The organism is Nonomuraea turcica, assembly GCF_030718205.1.
Classification (GTDB): domain Bacteria; phylum Actinomycetota; class Actinomycetes; order Streptosporangiales; family Streptosporangiaceae; genus Nonomuraea.
Map to the genome: position 1 here is coordinate 36,672 of NZ_JAUZQF010000049.1, position 15,070 is coordinate 51,741.

11 protein-coding genes are annotated in these 15,070 nt (G+C 71.6%); 7 read left to right on the forward strand and 4 right to left on the reverse strand.

What is annotated here, in order from left to right; all coding sequences use genetic code 11:
- Positions 1 to 12: 12 nt before the first annotated feature.
- Positions 13 to 738, reverse strand: a complete 726-nt coding sequence (locus tag Q9G87_RS58025; protein ID WP_305925255.1) for an alpha/beta fold hydrolase — start codon at positions 736 to 738, stop codon at positions 13 to 15.
- A gap of 116 nt (positions 739 to 854) precedes the next feature.
- Here Q9G87_RS58025 and Q9G87_RS58030 point away from each other — a divergent pair, with 116 nt between their 5' ends.
- The 6 genes from Q9G87_RS58030 (at position 855) to Q9G87_RS58055 (ending at position 10,549) form a co-directional block, all read left to right on the forward strand.
- Positions 855 to 1,664 carry a PaaX family transcriptional regulator gene (locus Q9G87_RS58030; protein WP_305925256.1) on the forward strand — a complete coding sequence of 270 codons (810 nt, stop codon included), beginning with the start codon at positions 855 to 857 and terminating at the stop codon, positions 1,662 to 1,664.
- A 71-nt stretch (positions 1,665 to 1,735) separates the two neighbouring features.
- A complete protein-coding gene (locus Q9G87_RS58035) occupies positions 1,736 to 3,271 on the forward strand; it encodes an FAD-dependent monooxygenase (RefSeq protein ID WP_305925257.1) in 1,536 nt (511 codons plus the stop codon).
- Positions 3,268 to 5,298 carry an acetate--CoA ligase family protein gene (locus Q9G87_RS58040; RefSeq protein WP_305925258.1) on the forward strand — a complete coding sequence of 677 codons (2,031 nt, stop codon included), beginning with the start codon at positions 3,268 to 3,270 and terminating at the stop codon, positions 5,296 to 5,298. Before Q9G87_RS58035 ends, Q9G87_RS58040 begins: the two co-directional genes overlap by 4 nt.
- Positions 5,291 to 6,922, forward strand: coding sequence for a (2,3-dihydroxybenzoyl)adenylate synthase (locus tag Q9G87_RS58045; RefSeq protein WP_305925259.1), 1,632 nt, complete (start codon positions 5,291 to 5,293; stop codon positions 6,920 to 6,922). The genes Q9G87_RS58040 and Q9G87_RS58045 overlap by 8 nt, the downstream gene beginning before the upstream one ends.
- A gap of 121 nt (positions 6,923 to 7,043) precedes the next feature.
- Entirely contained in the window at positions 7,044 to 7,451 is a 408-nt protein-coding gene (locus Q9G87_RS58050; RefSeq protein ID WP_305925260.1) for a hypothetical protein, read from the forward strand.
- A gap of 200 nt (positions 7,452 to 7,651) precedes the next feature.
- Positions 7,652 to 10,549, forward strand: coding sequence for a M36 family metallopeptidase (locus tag Q9G87_RS58055; protein ID WP_305925261.1), 2,898 nt, complete (start codon positions 7,652 to 7,654; stop codon positions 10,547 to 10,549).
- Positions 10,550 to 10,645: 96 nt separating this feature from the next.
- Here Q9G87_RS58055 and Q9G87_RS58060 read toward each other — a convergent pair whose 3' ends face one another.
- Positions 10,646 to 11,872, reverse strand: coding sequence for an endonuclease/exonuclease/phosphatase family protein (locus tag Q9G87_RS58060; RefSeq protein WP_371826008.1), 1,227 nt, complete (start codon positions 11,870 to 11,872; stop codon positions 10,646 to 10,648).
- A 110-nt stretch (positions 11,873 to 11,982) separates the two neighbouring features.
- Between Q9G87_RS58060 and Q9G87_RS58065 the strand changes: the two genes are divergently transcribed.
- Positions 11,983 to 12,777, forward strand: coding sequence for a GntR family transcriptional regulator (locus Q9G87_RS58065; RefSeq protein WP_305925262.1), 795 nt, complete (start codon positions 11,983 to 11,985; stop codon positions 12,775 to 12,777).
- 26 nt (positions 12,778 to 12,803) lie between these two features.
- Here Q9G87_RS58065 and trpA read toward each other — a convergent pair whose 3' ends face one another.
- Both trpA and trpB read right to left on the reverse strand, forming a co-directional pair.
- The gene (gene trpA, locus Q9G87_RS58070) at positions 12,804 to 13,607 is read right to left on the reverse strand and encodes a tryptophan synthase subunit alpha (RefSeq protein WP_305925263.1); all 804 of its coding nucleotides are present in this window, start codon (positions 13,605 to 13,607) and stop codon (positions 12,804 to 12,806) included.
- On the reverse strand, positions 13,604 to 14,860 hold the full coding sequence (gene trpB, locus Q9G87_RS58075; protein WP_305925264.1) for a tryptophan synthase subunit beta: 1,257 nt from the start codon (positions 14,858 to 14,860) through the stop codon (positions 13,604 to 13,606). Before trpB ends, trpA begins: the two co-directional genes overlap by 4 nt.
- Positions 14,861 to 15,070 lie beyond the last annotated feature (210 nt).

Below are 15,070 nucleotides of genomic sequence, written 5' to 3' on the forward strand. Positions count from 1 at the left end.
GCAGGGCCGCCGTCAGGCCTTGAGCAGGGCGGCGGCGAGCTCGGCCGGGCGGGTGAACTGGGCTTCATGGCTGCCCGGGTGCTCGATGACAGGCGTGTCGGGCCCGAGGCGCTGCGGGAAGCGGGGCGTCCAGCCGTACTCGCCGAGCGGCAGGGCGAAGTCGTCGGTTCCGATCACATAACTGGCCGGCACGCCGAGCGCCGCCGGGTCCACCGGGGTGACGGTCTCGGTGAAGTACCGCATCGGCTGCGGCACCAGCAGGTTGTGGATCAGGCGCTGCGTGCTCTCGTCGGCGTCCTGCATGAACGCGCCGCAGAACACCTCGTAGGGGAAGACGATGCTGTTGTTGCCGGAGGCCGCCGCGAGCTGGGTGAACATCTCGGCGTAGTGCGGCGGCACCTCCCCCATCAGGGGTGTGTCCTGCGCCGGGACGAACGCGCCCCAGTAGACGAGCTTGCGCAGCCGGGGCGCGAGCCGGTGGGCGGCGCCGGTCATCGGGTAGCCGCCCCAGCTGTGCCCGACCATGGTGACGTCCGTCAGGTCATGACGCTCGACGAGGTCGACGATGAAGTCGCCGACCTCCGCCAGGCTGTAGCGCCCGGGGTCGTCGCCGTCGGCCAGGCCTGGCAGGGTAGGGGCCAGGACGCGGTGCCCGGCGGCACGCAGGTGCTGGGCGACCAGCCGCCAGGTCCAGCCCTCGTGACAGGCACCGGTGATGAGGACGAAAGTCTCTGCCATGGCGTCTCCTCGTGACGTGGCGGCCCCGCCACCGAGCGTGGTGGTGAGTTCTTTGAAATATGGGCTATCCATGAGACGATCGTCAAGCAATTGAAACATGTCATCGGGAGGCGCGAGTGAAGCCACGGTCGCTGGTCTTCGATGTGTTCGGCGACTACCTGCGCTATCGCGGAGGAGAGGTCCGGCTGCGCGGCCTGGTGGCACTCATGGGGTGCTTCGACGTGCCCGAGGCGACGGTGCGCGTGATGGTCGCGCGGATGCGCAAGGAGGGCTGGCTGGAGGGCCGCCGCGAGGGCAGGGAGACCAGCTATGTCCTCACCGACGCCGCCTGGCGGCTGCTCGACGACGGCAGGGCGCGGATCTTCGCCCGCGAGCCCGGACCGTGGGACGGCCAGTGGCACATGGTCATCTACTCGGTGCCTGAGTCGGAGCGGACCCTGCGCGAGCAGCTGCGCAAGCGGCTGGCCTGGCTCGGGTTCGGCATGTTGTCCGCCTCGGTGTGGATCAGTCCCCACGACCGGATCGCGCAGGTCAGGGCCGACTTCGCCGACCATCCCGCGATCCGGCTCGATGTGCTGCGCGCCCGCTCGGAAGGGGCCGCGGCCGACCGGGAGATGGCGGCCAGGTCCTGGGACCTGGCCGGGCTGGACAAGGACTACCGCGGGCTGCTCGACCACTACCGCCCCCGGCTGGCCCGCTACCGCGCCGGCGAGCTGCGCGGCAGGCAGGCGCTGGTCGAGCGGATGCAGCTGATCCACGACTACCGCATGTTCCCGTTCCGGGATCCCGACCTGCCGCCCGAGCTCCTGCCCGAGGGCTGGTGCGGCCGGGCCGCCCATGAGATGTTCCTCGAGGCCCACGGCCTGCTGCGGAGCGAGGCCGAGGCGTACGTCGACCGCCTGGTCGCCAATCCCACGGCGACCTGATTCGTGTCATTTTCTGGACGACGGTGAATCAGATGTCATATGTTGGCGGTTGTGAGAGTGAAGGAAGCACGATGAGGGTCGCGTGCGTGGGCGGCGGCCCGGGCGGACTGTTCCTCGCCACGCTGATCAAGCGGGACCGGCCGGAGTCGGAGGTCGTGGTCTTCGAGCGCAACCGCCCCGACGACACGTTCGGGTTCGGGGTGGTCTTCTCCGACGCCACCCTTGGCGCGATCGACGCCGCCGACCCGGTGCTCAGCGAGGCACTGGAGAAGCACGGCCGGCACTGGGACGAGATCGAGGTACGGGTGCACGGCGCGCGGGAGCGCGTCGGCGGCATGGGCATGGCCGCGGTGGTCCGCAAGACCCTGCTCACCCTGCTCCAGGAGCGGGCCCGCGCCGAGGGCGTGACCATGCGTTTCGAGCACGAGATCAACGATCCGGCCGAGCTGGACGGCTTCGACCTGGTGGTCGCCTGCGACGGCGCCAACAGCCGGTTCCGGCGGATGTTCGCCGGCGACTTCGGCCCCACCGCGGAGGTCGCGGCCGCCAAGTTCATCTGGTTCGGCACGACGTACATGTTCGACGGGCTGACGTTCGTCCACGAGGACGGCCCGCACGGGGTGTTCGCCGCGCACGCCTATCCCATCAGCGACTCGCTCAGCACCTTCATCGTGGAGACCGACGCCGACTCGTGGGCCGCGGCCGGGCTGGACGCGTTCGACCCGGCGACACCGCCCGGGGTGAGCGACGAGAAGAGCAAGGCCTACCTGGAGCGGCTCTTCCACGACCAGATCGACGGTCACTCCCTCGTCGGCAACAACTCCCGGTGGGCGAACTTCGCCACCCGCAAGGCGCGCTCGTGGCGGCGCGGCACCTGGGTGCTGCTCGGCGACGCCGCTCACACGGCGCACTTCTCGGTAGGTTCGGGCACCAAGATGGCGATGGAGGACGCCGTCGCCCTCGCCCAGGCCCTGGCCGAGACGCCGCACGACATCCCCGCCGCCCTGGAGCTCTACGAGCTGCGGCGCCGCCCGCAGGTCGAGAAGATCCAGAACTCGGCACGGCCCAGCCTGTCCTGGTGGGAGCACTTCGGCCGCTACGTGCGCGCCTTCGACGATCCGCTGCAGTTCGCCTTCCACTTCCTGAGCCGCTCCATCCCACGCGCCAAGCTCGCCGTGCGCGACCGGCAGTTCGCCGAGCGGGTCGACCGATGGTGGCACGAGCGGCACGGAGCTCCCCCGCTGGACACTTCTTTCCTCAGCCTGCCCGGCCGCAGGGTGACCGCGACCGACGCCGCTCTCGTGGGGGACGACGGCACCGAGATCCCGATGGCCCCCTTCACCGGCCGTCCGTCCACCTCGGGCGTGTGGATCGATGCTCCCGGCAGCGAAGCCGATCTGCCGCAGGCCCTCGCTCACGTCCGCGCCAGCGTGGGCGCTCCGCTCGTCGGCGTGCGCGGCGGGACTCCCCTGACCCGGGTGCTGGTCGCCGAGGAAGCGCGGCTCGCTCACGGCCTGCCTGCCGCGATCGTCGGGCGCTACGACGACGACGCCGCGGCCACACTGCTCCTGTCCGGCCGGGCCGACCTCGTGGGAGTCGCCGAGTGAACCTCGATCCGCTGTTCGCACCCCGATCCATCGCGATCCTCGGCGCCTCGGACGTCCCCGGCAAGCTCGGCACGGCCATGACCGCTTCCCTGGACCGCTTTCCCGGCCCGGTCATGAAGATCAACCCGGGCCGGTTCTTCCCGACCGTGGCCGCGGCGGTCGCGGCCGAAGGCGTCGCCCCTGACCTGGTGATCTCCTGCATTCCCGCCGCCCTGACCGCCGACGCGCTGCGTGAAGCAGCCGCCGCGGGGGCACGGGCGGCGCTGGTGTGCGCCGGCGGCTTCGCCGAGTCCGGCGCCGAAGGCACGGCCCACCAGGAGGCGCTGAGCGCGGTGGCGCGGGACACCGGCATCCGTCTCCTCGGTCCCAACACCTCCGGCTTCATCGCCCCGCACGCCTCGCTGACCGCCAGCTTCGTCCCGGACGCCAGGCACCTCGAGGCGGGCCCTGTGGCCGTGGTCGCCGCGAGCGGCGGTGTCAACCACGCTCTCGCCTTCGCCCTCGCCGACGCCGGGGTGGGCCTCCGCCTCGGCGTCGGCCTGGGCAACAGCGTGGACGTCACGCAGGCGGACGTCCTCGACCACCTGTCCGGCGACGACGGGCTCGGCGCGGTCGCCCTGCACGTCGAGACCGCGGCGGACGGCCGCCGCCTGACCGCCGCCGTGCGGCGTCTGGTGGACCGGGTCCCGGTCGTGGCCCTGGTCGTCGGCCGCAGCGACGTCGGCGACTTCGCCCGCTCCCACACCGGCGCGCTGGCCACCTCCTGGCGGGTCACCCGCGCGGCCCTGCGCCAGGCGGGCGCGGTCCTTGTCGATGACGAGCGGGAGCTCGTCGACGCCGTCTCCGCGCTCGCCCGCGTGCGCCTGCCCGCCCGGCCCGGCTCCGGCGTCGGGCTGGTCACCGCGCAGGCCGGCCCCGGACTGCTGCTCACCGACGCGCTGCGCACGGCCGGCGTCCGGGTCCCGCAGCTGGCGGAGCGTACGGTCAAGGAGATCGGCGAGCTGCTGCCCGACCTGACCTACCAGCGCAATCCCGTCGACACCGGCCGCCCCTCCCGCACGTTCACCCAGGTGATCGAGCACGTGTCGGCGGACCCGGACGTCGACGTCACGGCCGTGTACGCGTTGCTGGAACCCGCCGCCCTCGACCTGCCCGCCGCGTTGACGGCCGCTCGCCCGGCCACGCCGCTGGTCGCCGTGGTCGGCGGCCCGCCGGAGCAGGCCCGCCGAACCCGCGCGGTGCTCGGTGCGGCGGGAATCCCGTGCGCCACCACGCCGGCCGCCGGCGCGACCATGGTGCGGGCCCTGGCGGAGGACGCGGCCAACCGCAGCCGCCTCGGCGAGGACGTCGTTCCCACGGCCTGGCCCGCGTTGGCGCTGTCCGATCCGGTCGACGAGCACACGGCCAAGAACGTCCTGGCCGGCTTCGGCGTCCGGACCCCCGAACGCCGCGTGTGCGCCGGCCCGCAAGCCGCGCATGCCGCGCTCGACGAGCTCGGCGGCCCGGTCGTGGTGAAGATCCTCGACCCGGAGGTGCTGCACAAGACCGAGGTGGGCGGCGTCCAGGTCGGCGTCCGGACGCACGAGGACCTCGACGCCGCACTCGACCGCCTGCCCGCCAGCCCGGCGCTGCTGGTCGAGCGGATGGCTCCCGCGGGCCCGGAACTGATCGCCGGCGTACGCCGTGACCCGGTCTTCGGGCCGGTCGTCGCCCTAGGCGCGGGCGGGACGGCCGCCGAGGCGCTCGGCGACGTCTCCCTGCGCCTGGCGCCTCTGACGGCGAACGAGGCCGGCACCATGCTCGACGACCTCGCCACCCGCGCCCTGTTCCAGGGCGCCCGGGGCGCGGCGCCGGTGGATCCGGCCAGGCTCGCCCACGTCCTGCTCGCCCTCTCCTCCCTGGGCGCCGACCCTGCCGTGGCGGAGTGCGAGATCAATCCCCTGCGGGTCCTGCCCGACGGCGATATCGTCGCGCTCGACGCCGTACTGCTGCTCCGTGACGATCAAGGAGGGTCCGACGATGCGTGAGGGATTCGTCCCCTGGCCCGAGGAGACGGCCGACCGCTACCGCGCGGCCGGGTACTGGCGTGGCCGGCCGCTCGGGAGTTACCTGCACGAATGGGCCGACACGTACGGGGACGATGTCGCCGTCGTCGACGGCGACATCCGGCTGACCTACCGCGAGCTGGCCGCACGCGCGGACGGGCTGGCCGTCCGGCTCCTGGCGGCGGGGCTGGAGCCGGGCGACACGATGCTCGTCCAGCTGCCGAACGGCTGGGAGTTCGTCACGCTCACCCTGGCCTGCCTGCGCGCGGGCATCGCGCCCGTCATGGCGCTGCCCGCTCACCGCGGCCACGAGCTGCGTTATCTGGCCGCGCACGCCGACGTGACCGCCATCGCCGTCCCCGACTGCATCGGCGACTTCGACCACCAGGCGCTCGCCCAGGAGATCGGCGCAAGCACCCCGAGCGTACGGACGCTCCTGGTCGCGGGTGCCGACGTGGACGAGAAGGCTGTCGACCTGCGCGCCCTGGCCCGGCCCGCGGACGACCCGGCCGCCGCCCGCGCCGCGCTCGACGAGCTCGCGCCCGGCAGCGGCGAGGTGGCCGTCTTCCTCCTGTCCGGCGGCACGACGGGACTGCCGAAGCTCATCACCCGCACCCACGACGACTACGAGTACAACGCCCGCCGCAGCGCCGAGGTCAGCGGCTTCGGCCGGGACACCGTCTATCTGGTGGCGTTGCCCGCCGGGCACAACTTCCCGCTCGCCTGCCCCGGCATCCTCGGCACCTTCATGAACGGCGGGCGGGTCGTCCTCGTGCGCACCCCGGAGCCCGGCAAGGCGCTGCCGCTGATGGCGGCCGAGGGCGTGACGGCCGCGGCCGCCGTGCCGGCCGTCGCGCAACGCTGGATCGACGCCGTCGACTCGGGCCGCCACCCGGCGCCGGAGTCGCTGCGGCTGCTGCAGGTCGGCGGCGCCCGCCTCGCCCCGGAGGTGGCCCGCCGCGTCGAACCGCTGCTCGGTTGCACGCTCCAGCAGGTGTTCGGCATGGCGGAAGGGCTGCTCAACTACACGCGCCTGGACGACTCCGACGACGTCAAGATCTACACGCAGGGCCGTCCGATGTGCCCCGACGACGAGATCCTCATCGTCGACACGGCGGACGAGCCCGTGGCCCCGGGCGAGATGGGCGCCCTGCTGACCCGCGGCCCGTACACCCCGCGCGGCTACTACCGGGCCGACGACCACAACGCCCGCTCCTTCACGCCCGACGGCTGGTACCGCACCGGCGACGTCGTACGGATGCACCCCTCGGGCAACCTCGTCGTCGAGGGCCGGAGCAAGGACCTCATCAACCGCGGCGGCGAGAAGATCTCCGCGGAGGAGGTCGAGAACCTCCTCTACCGCGTCCCGGGGGTCTCCCGGGTGGCCGCCGTCGCCAAACCCGACCCGGACCTCGGCGAGCGGGTGTGCGCGGTCGTAGTCCCCGAAGCCGGGCACCAGCTCACGCTGGAAGAGATCCGGCAGGCTCTGACCGGCATGGAGGTCGCCCGCTACAAACTCCCCGAATACCTCGTCCTCGTGGAGGAACTCCCCCTGACCAAGATCGGAAAGATCGACAAGAAGGCGCTGCGCGACATCGTCCAGTAAAGGGGTTGTGTCGCGCATCACCCTTGGCGTGTGGATTTCTCCACAGATGATCCATTCCGCTCTCCGTAATGTCCGTGCTGCCGGACGAAACCGGCAGCACCGATCAGGGGGAGGAACCCACATGCGTAAGACCCTTGCGATAGCGACCCTCGCCGGCTCGATGGCCGTCACCGGCCTCGCGCTCGCCCCGGCCGCCCAGGCCGCCACCCAGACGGCGACCCAGTCGGCCACCACCGTCGTCAAGTGGGGCAAGTTCTTCTCGAGCGATGGCAAGGCCTACACCTACGGCCACACCTTCAAGAAGGGCCACACGGTCTACACGAAGTGGTACGGGGTCGACAAGAAGGGCGGCAAGAAGGGCTGGGTCTGGTTCGAGTACTACCAGAACGGCGGCTGGCACAAGTTCAACCGCGCCTGGGACGGCACGGTCGTCGGCAGCTGGAACGGCAAGGGGATCAAGAAGATCTACACCTTCACCTGCTGGGCCGGCAAGTTCGACAACTGCGGCAAGAAGTACCGGATCTACTAAACCTCCACACTTGAGGCCCGGCGCACCCACACCCCGCCGGGCCTCAGGCATGCTGCCCCGGCTTTCCGAGGTGCGTGCGCCAACCCCACCATCGCGGCACGGCGACCCGGACATAGATCTTGTCACGTGGTCAATGCGGTGTTACCTCTTGCGAGTGCGCGTGATCCGCGCACACCCGGACACGCAGGAGGGAACCGACCGTGTCGTCGAAGTCCTGGTTACGCAGCAGCGCCCTCATCGTCGTCGCGTTAGCCGCATCGGCTCTGGCCCCCACCGGGGCCGCCCAAGGCGAACGCGCCAAACCGAACATCGTCCACGACTTCCAGGCCGAGGAGCACGGCAAGCCGGACGTGGACAACCGGCAGGGCCGGGTGGCGCCGCCCGCCAACGCCCGCAGGGCGGGCCCCGCCGCCGAGATCCGCTGGAACGCTCTCGGCACCCCGGCCGCCGTCGTCAGTTCCGAACCCCTGGCCGAGGGCCTCGGCTCCGACCCCGAGCAAGCCGCACGCGCCTACCTCAAGAACAACGAGAGCATCTTCGGCCTGCCGGCCGAGGCCGTCGACGCGCTGGAGCGGGTCGCGGTCAACCCCATCGGCGCAGGCCACGCGGTGCTGCTGCGGCAGCGGTTCGGGGACCTGCCCGCCGGGGTGGACGGGCTCGTCGCGATCGGCGTCGTCGACGGCGCGGTCAGGCACGTCACCTCCACGCTGTCGCGTGCCACCCAGGCGCCGCCGGCGGCCGCGATCAGCGCGCAGCAGGCGATGGAGATCGCGGCCAGGGACGGTGGCATCGACCTGGCCACGGCGGCCACCAAGCAGGCGACCCCGGTGGCGGTGCCCGCGCCCGACGGGGTGCACAACGCGTACCAGGTCGTGCTGATCGGCGGCGGGGACGGCGAGGCGGCGGCGTACACGACGCATGTGGACGCGGTCAGCGGCGCCATCCTGGTACGGGAGAACCTGGTCGATCACCACCAAGACCCGGACAACCCGCACTGGGAGGTGTTCCCGGCGAACCCCCGCGACGACTACTCCTCCACGGACACCCGCCAGACCTGGTGCTACCAGCCGGGCACCGGCTGTGACTACGTGAGCGGCGGCGACCCGGCGACCGGCAAGGCCTGGGACGTCGACCACGTCACCGGCGAGCCGACGAACACCAGCCTCGGCAACGCGGCCAGGACGTTCGAGAACCGGGCCAGCGGCGACCCGTTCACCGTCGGCACCCGCCCGAACGTGATCACGCCGAGCAGGAACTACGCCTTCCCGTGGCGCAACACCTGGTACGAGGCCAAGTGCAACCCCGCGGTGCTGGACCAGGAAGGTGAGAACGACCTCGAGGCCGCGATCGCCAACCTGAACGGCATGCACAACCGCATGCACGACTGGTCGTACCGGCTCGGCTTCACCGAGACCGCCTGGAACATGCAGGCCGACAACGGCGACAGGGGCGCGCTCGGCGGCGACCCCGAGCAGGGCAACGCCCAGGCAGGCGCGCGGGTGCTGTCGGTACGCGACAACGCCAACCAGATCACCGGCCCTGACGGCGTCGCGCCGATCACCAACATGTACCTGTGGCAGCCGATCGCCGGCGCCTTCTACGCGCCGTGCGTGGACGGCGACTACGACATGTCGGTCATCGCCCACGAATACACCCACGCGATCTCCGGCCGCATGATCGGCGGCCCGGCCGCCGGGTGGAGCGGCGCGCAGGCCGGCGCCATGAACGAGAGCACCTCTGACCTGTTCGCGATGGAGTACCTCTTCGAGTACGGCTTCCGGCCCTCAGGCGCGACGCCGTACGTTACCGGCGGCTACGTGACAGGCGACAAGGTTCGCGGCATCAGGAACTACGACATGTCGAAGTCGCCGCTCAACTACAGCGACGTCGCCTACGACATCGTCGGCCAGCAGGTCCACGCCGACGGCGAGATCTGGTCGGCCACGCAGTTCGACGTGCGCGCGGCCTTCGTCAAGCGCTACGGCGACGGCACGTCGAAGCAGCAGCGCTCGTGCGCGGACGGCAAGACGCCGGTCGACACGTGCCCGGGCAACCGGCGCTGGGCGCAGCTGTCGTTCGACGCCCTGCTGCTGATGGCCTCGGGCGCGGTCAGCTACGTCGACCACCGCGACGCGCTGCTCGCGGCCGACGCGATGCGCTTCGGCGGCAAGAACCACGACATCATGTGGCGCGCGTTCGCCGAGCACGGCCTGGGCAAGGGCGCGACGAGTGCGGGAGCGAACGACGCCGACCCGACGCCGAGCTTCGTCAACCCGGTGGGCAAGAACGGCTCGCTGCAGCTCAAGCCCCTGGGCGAGGCCAAGGACGCGGCGCTGCGGCTGTACGTCGGCGACTACGAGGGCCGTGTGGTCCCTGTCGCCGACACCGACCCGGCCACCCCGCTCGCCGACACGGTCGAGATGACGCCCGGCGTCTACGACTTCGTGGTCGCGGGCAACGGCTTCGGCCACCGCCGGCTGAAGTTCGCGGTGCTCCCCGGAGTGAAGCTGCCGCTGCCACTGGCGCTGCCCCGCAACCATGCCTCGGCGGCGAGCGGCGCCGCGGCCTCGGGCGACGGCGTCAACCAGCCCAAGCTGATCGACGAGACGGAGGCCACGAACTGGGCCTCGCTCACCGGGGCGCCGGCCGGCAAGTCGGTGGTCGTGGACTTGGCGGGCGAGGCGCCCGTCCCGATCCGCCGGGTCCAGGTGAGCGCGATGCTCCGCCCCAACATCGGTGACGCCGCCGACCCCGGCGGCCAGAACCGTTTCTCCTCCCTGCGGGCCTTCGAGGTGCTGGCCTGCAGCTCGGGCTGCGCCGATCCGGCGAACTACACGAAGATCTACACCAGCCCGGCGGACGCCTTCCGCACGACGCTGCCGCGGCCCAGGGGCGCGGACATGATCTTCAAGTCGTTCGACGTCCGGCCTGCGGCCGCCACGCATCTGATGCTGCGCGTGGTCAGCACGCAGTGCACGGGCAACCCGCTGTACGCGGGCGAGCAGGACGACGATCCGAACTCCGCGACGGACTGCGCCACGGCCAGTGCGCAGCGGGACCAGGTCAGGGCGGCAGAGTTCCAGGCGTTCTCGCACTGATCCGTTCGTGAGAAGGGTACGGGCGCAGGCCCGTACCCTTCTTCACCGCCACCCGCGGTGCGGCCATGACCGAGCTCGAACGGACGTAGCGCCCTGCTACTGCTTGACGTCCAGCCACACCAGGCGGTGGTCGGAGCTGGGGAAGGGGAAAACGCCGGTCAGGCGCGACAGCGGGTCACTGGACACCGGCCAGAAGACGCCGCCGCCCGCCACCTGCAGCCGCTTGGACGGCAGCACGTAGTCGGCGCGCAGGTTGCCGGGCGCGGTGTCGGCGAAGTCGGCGGTGTCGTACTTGGGGTCGCCCTTGTGGGTGGCGTTCGCGCCGCCCTGCAGCGCGGCGGCCTCCGTCGCGCCCGCGCTCGACGGCGCGAACCCGCTGTCGATCTTCGGGTGGTCGAGGAGCTGGTGGATGGCGCCCTGGTAGCTGTCGCCGTCGCTGGGGTCGGCGTTCTGGTCGCCGGCGATCACGAACGGCTCGCCGGCGGGCAGTCCGCCGCGCCGGCCGCGGTCGTCGTAGATGTAGCCGCCGCGGCCCGGGTTCGTGTAGTCGGCCCAGAGCCTGATCTCGTCGTGGTTGCGGCGGCCGTTGCGGTCCTCCGCGCCGTCGAACGTGGGCGGCGTCGGGTGGCTGGCCAGGAAGTGCACCGTACGATGCCCGACGCGGACCGGCACGTCCCAGTGGCTCTTGGAGGACAGGCGGAACACCTTGAGCTCGTCCGGCGAGTACCAGTCGGCGGGCTCCGGCGTGGCCGGGTCGTCGGGCAGGACGGCGCCGGGCATGTCCTTCCACAGGAACTTCTGGAAGGTGCGGATCCCGCGCACGTCGATCGGGTACTTCGAGTAGACCGCCATGCCGTACTGACCGGGGAAGACCCCGAAGCCGAACGCGTCGTCGCCGTAGCCGGGCGCGCCGGGCGTGGTGACGACGGACCCGTTGTTGTTCAGGTCGAACCCGGAGGCGATGCCGGTGTTGCTGGGGGCCGTGTAGCGGTACCGATAGGTGATCGGTTGCGCGCCGCCCTGACCCACCGACAGGTAGTTGTCGTGGAAGAGGCGCAGGGCCGTGCCGTTGGCGTCGTAGTCGAACTCGTTGATGAGCAGGACGTCGGGGCGGGCCCGCTGAATGATCTCGGCGATGACCTTCGCCTGCGTGTTGTTGGGCGTGGACAGGTCGCTGACGAGCTGGCCTTCGACGTTGCGATTGAGCGAGGCGTTGAAGGTGGCGAACCGGGTGGCGCGGCTCGCGGCCTCGGCCGCGCCCGGCGCCAAGGGCAGGAGCGCTGCCGCGGCGGCGGCGACGGACAGGACTCGACGGAATATCACGATCTTTCACCTCGCTGGAGGACTTGCCCGGGTGGTCCGGATCATGGCAGCTCCCAGGGTGGTGCGCCAGTAGGCGAAGATAAGCTTTGACAGTCAGCCAGGAGTAAGACATGCCGACGTTCCCTCAGGGAAAACCGCGGCCGCGCCTCACGGGGTCACAGGGGGGTGAGCCGAAATATCAGGCCATCTACCGTGATCTGCTCGCCCAGATCGACGATGGCGCGTTCGCGCCCGGCGAGCCGCTGCCCGCGCAGCGGGAGCTGAGCGACTACTACGGCGTCAGTTTGATGACCGTGCGGCAGGCGTTGCAGCGGCTCAGCGCGGAGGGGCGCATCGAGCAGCGGCAGGGGCTCGGCACGTTCGTGGCCGGGCACGTGATCCCCTACCAGATGAACAACCTGGGCAGCCTGGCCGAAGACCTCGCCGGGCAGGGGATCGAGCTGCGGACGGTGCTGCTCGGCCTGCGCCGCGAGAGGCCGTCGACGGCCGTGCGGGCCGAGCTGGGGCTGGGCCCGGACGCCGAGGTCACCGTCATCGAACGGCTGCGGGTCGTGGACGCCTCCCCCGTGATCCACCAGGTGTCCTACACGCCGCTCGACCTGGGCGCGGAGCCCGCGGGCGTCGAACTGGAGCGCACACCGCTCTATCGGCTGATCGAGGAGCGGTGCGGGGTGTCGCCGGCGTGGGCGACCGAGGCGATCAGGCCGGTGGTGTTGTCGGAGGAGCAGGCTGCCGTGTTGCGGCGGCCGGTGGGGGACGCGGCGCTCATGAGCATGCGGGTCACGTATGACGCGCAGGACCGGGCGGTGCTGGCGGACCGGGCGGTCATGTGCGCCGCCCACATCGTGTTCACCACCCGGCGCCAGGTCCCGGAACCGGCCGTCTCGCTCCGCCTGGACGCTTGAGGCGGCCATCCCGACGGGCGCTGATCTCACATCGCCCCGACGCCGACTGCCCTTCGCACACCGGCGGCGAGTTCCCGAGCCACGCCCTCGACCGCGGCCACCCCTGAGGCCGGGTCCGGGGCGTCCATGAGCGCGCGGACGAACGCCGAGCCGACGATCACGCCGTCGGCGAAGCCGGCGACCTCGGCGGCCTGCGCGCCGGTGCCCACGCCGAGCCCGACGCACACGGGCAGGTCGGTGACCTCCTTGACCCGCGCGACCAGGTCCTTCGCCGTCGTGCTCACCAGGTCCCGCTCGCCGGTCACCCCCATGAGCGACGCCGCGTACAGGAAACCGCGCGAGGACCGAGCGGCCAGGGCCAGCCGCTCCCGCGTGGAGGTCGGGGCCACCAGGTGCACGCGATCGAGCCCGTACAGGTCGGCCGCCGCGTGCCAGCCGGCCGCCTCGTCGGGGATCAGGTCCGGTGTGATCATCCCAGCGCCGCCCGCGGCGGCCAGATCCGCCGCGAACCGCGCGACTCCGTAGCGGTCGACGAGCGTCCAGTACGTCATGACCAGCGCCGGCGCGTCGACCTCCCGGACGGCGGTGAACGCGTCCGCCGGGGTGACGCCGCCGGCGAGCGCCGCCTCGGTGGCCCGCTGGATGAGCGGGCCGTCCATGAGCGGGTCCGAGTACGGCAGGCCCACCTCCAGGACGTCCACGCCGCCGGCCACCATGGCCCGCATCGCCGCCACCGACGTGGCGACGTCGGGAAAGCCAACCGGCAGATATCCGATGAGCGCGGCCCGCCCCTCCCGCCGGGCCTTTTCGATGGTCGTGCGCGCGCTCATTCGCCGCTCCCCTCCCCGTCGCGCGACTCCGCGCCGTTCTCCTTCAGCAAGCCGAAGTAGCGGGCTGCCGTGTCCACATCCTTGTCGCCGCGGCCGGACAGGTTGACGAGCACGATCCCGTCCGGCCCGAGCCGCCTGCCCTCCCGGATGGCGCCGGCCAGCGCGTGCGCGCTCTCGATGGCCGGGATGATCCCCTCGGTACGGCACAGCAGCGCGAACGCCTCCATGGCCTCCGTGTCCGGCACCGACGCGTAGCGGACCCGGCCGATGTCGTGCAGCCACGCGTGCTGCGGCCCCACCCCCGGATAGTCGAGCCCCGCGGAGATCGAGTGGCTCTCCATGGTCTGCCCGTGCGCGTCCTGCAGCACGAACGTCCGGGTGCCGTGCAGGATGCCGAGCGCGCCGCCGGAGACGGACGCCGCGTGCCTGCCGGTCTCGACCCCGTCGCCCCCGGCCTCGAGCCCCACCAGCTCCACCTCCGGGTCGTCAAGGAACGCGTGGTAGATCCCGATGGCGTTCGACCCGCCGCCGACGCAGGCGCACACGACGTCGGGCAGCCGCCCGGCCAGCGCCAGCGCCTGTCGCCGCGCCTCCACCCCGATGACCTGCTGGAACTCACGCACCATGGTCGGGAACGGATGCGGCCCGGCGGCGGAGCCGATCAGGTAGTGGGTGTTCTCGACGTTGGTCACCCAGTCGCGCATGGCCTCGTTCATGGCGTCCTTGAGCGTGCGCGAGCCCGAGGTCACGGGGATCACCTCGGCGCCGAGCAGCCGCATCCTGACCACGTTGAGCGCCTGGCGCCGCATGTCGACCTCGCCCATGTAGACCACGGCGTCGAGGCCGAGCAGCGCGGCCGCGGTGGCGGTGGCCACGCCGTGCTGGCCCGCGCCCGTCTCGGCGATGACGCGGGTCTTACCCATGCGCAGCGTGAGCAGCGCCTGACCCACGGCGTTGTTGATCTTATGGGAGCCGGTGTGGTTGAGGTCCTCGCGCTTGAGCAGGACCCGCGCCCCGCCGGCGTGCCGCGCAAACCTCGGCGCCTCGGTGATCAGGCTCGGCCGGCCCACATAGGTGCGGTGCAGCTCATCGATCCGCCTCATGAACTCCGGATCCGCCAGCGCGTCCCGGTAAGCGACATCCAGCTCGTCCAGGGCGGCCACCAGCGCCTCCGGGATGAACCGGCCGCCGAACCTGCCGAAATACGGCCCGGTCCGCCCGGTGAGCGGTGTCCGCACGGCTTGTTCGCCCATGCTCAACCCTCCCTTTCAGTTCTAGTCTTCTAGAACAGTTACTTGAGGCTAGCGGCGCGCGCATGGACGCGTCAACAGCGGTGGGCGCCCCCCCGCGGCCCCCCCCCGTGCCCTCGTTGCCCGCCTCCGCCAGGATCATGGCGAAAGTGGTCCCCCACGAGCCCGTGCCGAACACGGCCACCTTTGTCATGCCATCACCGCCCAGCCGGA

Coding starts and splice junctions, on each gene's coding strand:
- Q9G87_RS58045 (WP_305925259.1), top strand. CDS start 5,291: ATGCGTGAGGGATTCGTCCCCTGGCCCGAGGAGACGGCCGACCGCTAC.
- Q9G87_RS58035 (WP_305925257.1), top strand. CDS start 1,736: ATGAGGGTCGCGTGCGTGGGCGGCGGCCCGGGCGGACTGTTCCTCGCC.
- trpB (WP_305925264.1), bottom strand. CDS start 14,860: ATGGGCGAACAAGCCGTGCGGACACCGCTCACCGGGCGGACCGGGCCG.
- Q9G87_RS58050 (WP_305925260.1), top strand. CDS start 7,044: ATGCGTAAGACCCTTGCGATAGCGACCCTCGCCGGCTCGATGGCCGTC.
- Q9G87_RS58025 (WP_305925255.1), bottom strand. CDS start 738: ATGGCAGAGACTTTCGTCCTCATCACCGGTGCCTGTCACGAGGGCTGG.
- trpA (WP_305925263.1), bottom strand. CDS start 13,607: ATGAGCGCGCGCACGACCATCGAAAAGGCCCGGCGGGAGGGGCGGGCC.
- Q9G87_RS58065 (WP_305925262.1), top strand. CDS start 11,983: ATGCCGACGTTCCCTCAGGGAAAACCGCGGCCGCGCCTCACGGGGTCA.